This is a genomic window from Paenibacillus sp. 01T422 (assembly GCF_056398785.1).
Map to the genome: position 1 here is coordinate 1 of NZ_JBFTQB010000697.1, position 3517 is coordinate 3517.

Sequence of the window (3517 nt, forward strand, 5' to 3'; positions counted from 1 at the left end):
GTGGTAAACCCCATACATGGAGCATGCTGGAGCAGATGAATGTCCATTACAACAGGGTTCGCATTCTGCGTCTTGCGGATGATGAAGACTGGAGGCTTATTCTGGAGCAGCATCAAGGGATTATTCAAGCTATTCGTGAGAAAAATCCGGACCGTGCGGAGAAGATTATGGGTGAGCATTTAAGTAGAGTTCGATTTGAAAAAGAAGAGTTAAAGAATAAATATCCAACTTATTTTAAATAGTGTGATAACCTCGAAGACCTGTCGATACTCGGCAGGTCTTCAATTAATAAGAAGTGCTGATCGTAGAGAGGATGGTTGCTCTGAAAGTGTTCAATCCGTTTAAAAAGTATCGTATTGATCGGTTATTCTTCTACAGCTTTGCCTCATTAATTGTGATTGTGCTCACATTAACGGTCCTGATCAGCTTTCGGATGTCATCGAATGAATTAGCCCAAACGACATCGCTTTATCAGCATAAACTCCTTGTGGAGTTAAATAAGGAAATTTCTACACGCCTTCAATCGATTGAACAGATCTCCCTCTCGTTATCTCGTGAGGAGCAGCTCATTTCCTACCTTAGAGTACAGAAGGATGAGTATCAGCGCTTTCAAGAATCAAGGAACGTGGCTCAAACATTGGCGAATGTTACCTATTCGATCCCCATGATTCAAGGGATTGATCTCTATATGGATCAACCGGTATTCGGCGATTCTAAGAGTTATATTCAATATATGGAAAGGTCCGCGGCCTCGAGCCAAATCTGGTACAGCGCCTTGCAAGACAACGATTCCACCTTGTCTAGTGAACACATGATTCCTAGCTTCCAGGGCGAAGTACCTGTTCTGAGTTATGCAAGAAAAATTATTTATGATAATAAATATTTGGGTATTCTTGTCATTCATATCAAAGCCGAAAGTATTCGTGCTGCATTAGCGGGGCAATCCTCGGTGGTTAACCGTTTGATACTCGACGATACAGGCAAATTATTATTACACACGGGGGATATCTCGAATCATGTCCAATTATCACAGTGGCTGGAGCATAAAGTAGAAGATTCCGGCTATACGCGGATTCGGGGGGAAGCTGGATTAGACGATAACTTACTAGTGTATTCCAAGTCGCCTAGTTCCAACTGGATTCTAGTCGAAGTAACGCCTTGGGAGCAAATAGCGGCTGGTGGATTTAAGCTTGCGGAAGCAGTAGGCATCATAGGAGTAATAGCTGTTCTCTTAACCCTGCTCCTTGCTTTATGGCTTAGTAAGCAATTTACCAAACCTATCAAATATTTGATTAGCATGATGTCAGCGTATTCATTAGGAGGAAAGACAATCAATGTGCCTAAGGATTATGAGAATGAATTTGGCTACTTGTTCTTAGGGTATTCCAAACAGAATGAACGGATTGAGGAACTGTATCGATCGCTGCAGAGCCGTTATGAGCAGCAGCGCAAAGCGGAGATTGAAGCCTTGCAGGCGAATATCAATCCTCATTTTTTATATAATACGCTAGATCAATTGAATTGGATGGCGATAACCCGTGGGCAGCATGAGATCAGCAGAATCATCGAATTAATGGGGCGGATGTTCCGCATAGGGCTTTCGAATGGAGAAAGCTTTGTGACCTTGGCGGAGGAAGTGATGCATGTGGAAAGCTACTTGGAGATTCAACAATTGCGCTGGAAAACTGGACTTGAGTATGCCATCACGGTAAGCAAAGACATTAAGCAATTGTTCCTACCCAAGCTGATTCTACAACCCTTTGTGGAAAATTGTATCATCCACGGCTTTGCCGTTCGTAACAGTGGATGCATTCAGCTGCATATTGGCGTAAAAAGCGATGCCTTGCATATTGCCATTGAGGATAATGGAGTGGGCCTACAGATGAAACCCGGCAATCAACAGCAACGGCATACAGGTGGTTATGGCGTTCGGAATGTGAAGGAACGGATTAAGGGCTACTTCGGGGATCGATATGAAGTTGTTTTGCGCTCGCGTGAAGAAGGTGGGACGAGCGTGCACATCACACTGCCAATCTTAACATCACGCCCTGATTCAGCCATATGGGGAAAACACCATGATTAATTTGAATGGATTTTATAATAATTTGTGCATTAGTCGCATTTAAGCGTTAAGGAGATCATGCTATGATTTCATTTAGGAGGTTTCCAAACTATGTGGAGAATAGCAATCATTGACGACGATCGCCAAGTACTTCAGGGCATGAAGTCTGCTATCCCTTGGGAGGCGCTGAATGCTGAATACGTCGGGGAAGCCATGAACGGTGAAGATGGTTTACAAATGGTATTGGAAGCTCAACCGGATATCGTGATTACGGACATTTATATGCCTATTATGAATGGGATCGATATGATTGAGCGGTTAAGAGAAGATGAATTCCAAGGGAAAATCATCATTCTAAGCGGCTATTCTGATTTTGAATTCGCTAGGCAGGCTTTACGGTGTCAGGTAAGTGATTATGTGTCCAAGCCCGTTTCCTTGCAAACGCTTAACTCTGTTCTGTCCAAGGTCATAGAGGAGCTTACGGATGAGGAAGAACAGCGAATGAAGCAAGTAAATCTTGAGCAGAAGCTATCGATGTATGAGCCCTTTGTCCAGAGGGAGTGGGTTCAATCCGCTGTTGCGGGTACGCTCGGTAGTAACTGGAATGAGGCTATGCTACCTCCTCAGTTTCAGTATTKGCAAAATAAAGATCATGTTGTCTTGGGAATCGAAATCGTTCGTGATTTGCGCGCTAGTGAAGTCTCATTGTCGGATTGGCATTTATTCCGATTTGCTGTACATAATATCGTTTCAGAAGTAGTCATGGAGCAGTTTGAAGTTTATGAATACAGCAATCTGCACAGCACACGTTCAGCGTTGTTGTTGCATTTAGGCACAGCGGAAGCATACACGGATTCCTTAGAGAAGTTAACTAAGCTTTCAATCCGAATCATAGAATGCATTAGACTTCATTTGAACTTAACGGTTCGCGTTGGTATTGGGGCGATAAAATCGCATTGGATGGATATTCCCGATTCTACGGAAGAAGCCTTCCGTGCCATGGACCTGAAAGAGCAGCGTGTAAACAACATTTATGATGTGTTCATGTATAGCCATATTTTCAAAGGTGAAAAGGAAATGGCTAGAATTCGACCAGTGAAATTTTATTCGGAACTGGCCGGAGCGATTAAAATATCTCACGAGGCTAGGGCCTATGAGATTATCACCCTGCATTTAGATGAGATTGAGCGAAATATGTTGTTGATTACACCTGATTACCTACAGATGCTGGCGGGGGAGCTTTGGGGTATTTTTGCCTATTGCCTGTATGAAGTGGGTATGGTGCTTGATGATATGTTCTCCAATGAGCAAGTGGTCATGGAAATGGCTGGTATTACTAAGTCTGAGCATTTGGCCAAATGGTTGAAGGAAAAAATATCGGTGATTTGCACGAGTAGGGAATTCAAAGGCAACAGCAAACATCAACAAGTCGCTGATTTCATGACACAACATATC

General features: G+C 43.1%; 3 protein-coding genes. All 3 read left to right on the top strand.

All coding sequences use genetic code 11. The features are described from left to right. Window positions 1–242, top strand: a 242-nt coding sequence (locus AC1DUA_RS29160; RefSeq protein WP_477503084.1) for an FCD domain-containing protein, incomplete at its 5' end; no start/stop codon positions are given. A 71-nt stretch (window positions 243–313) separates the two neighbouring features. Continuing rightward, on the top strand, window positions 314–2083 hold the full coding sequence (locus AC1DUA_RS29165) for a cache domain-containing sensor histidine kinase (protein WP_477503085.1): 1770 nt from the start codon (window positions 314–316) through the stop codon (window positions 2081–2083). Between the two features lie 90 nt (window positions 2084–2173). After that, the coding region (locus AC1DUA_RS29170) for a response regulator (protein ID WP_477503086.1) at window positions 2174–3517 on the top strand (1344 nt) is incomplete at its 3' end.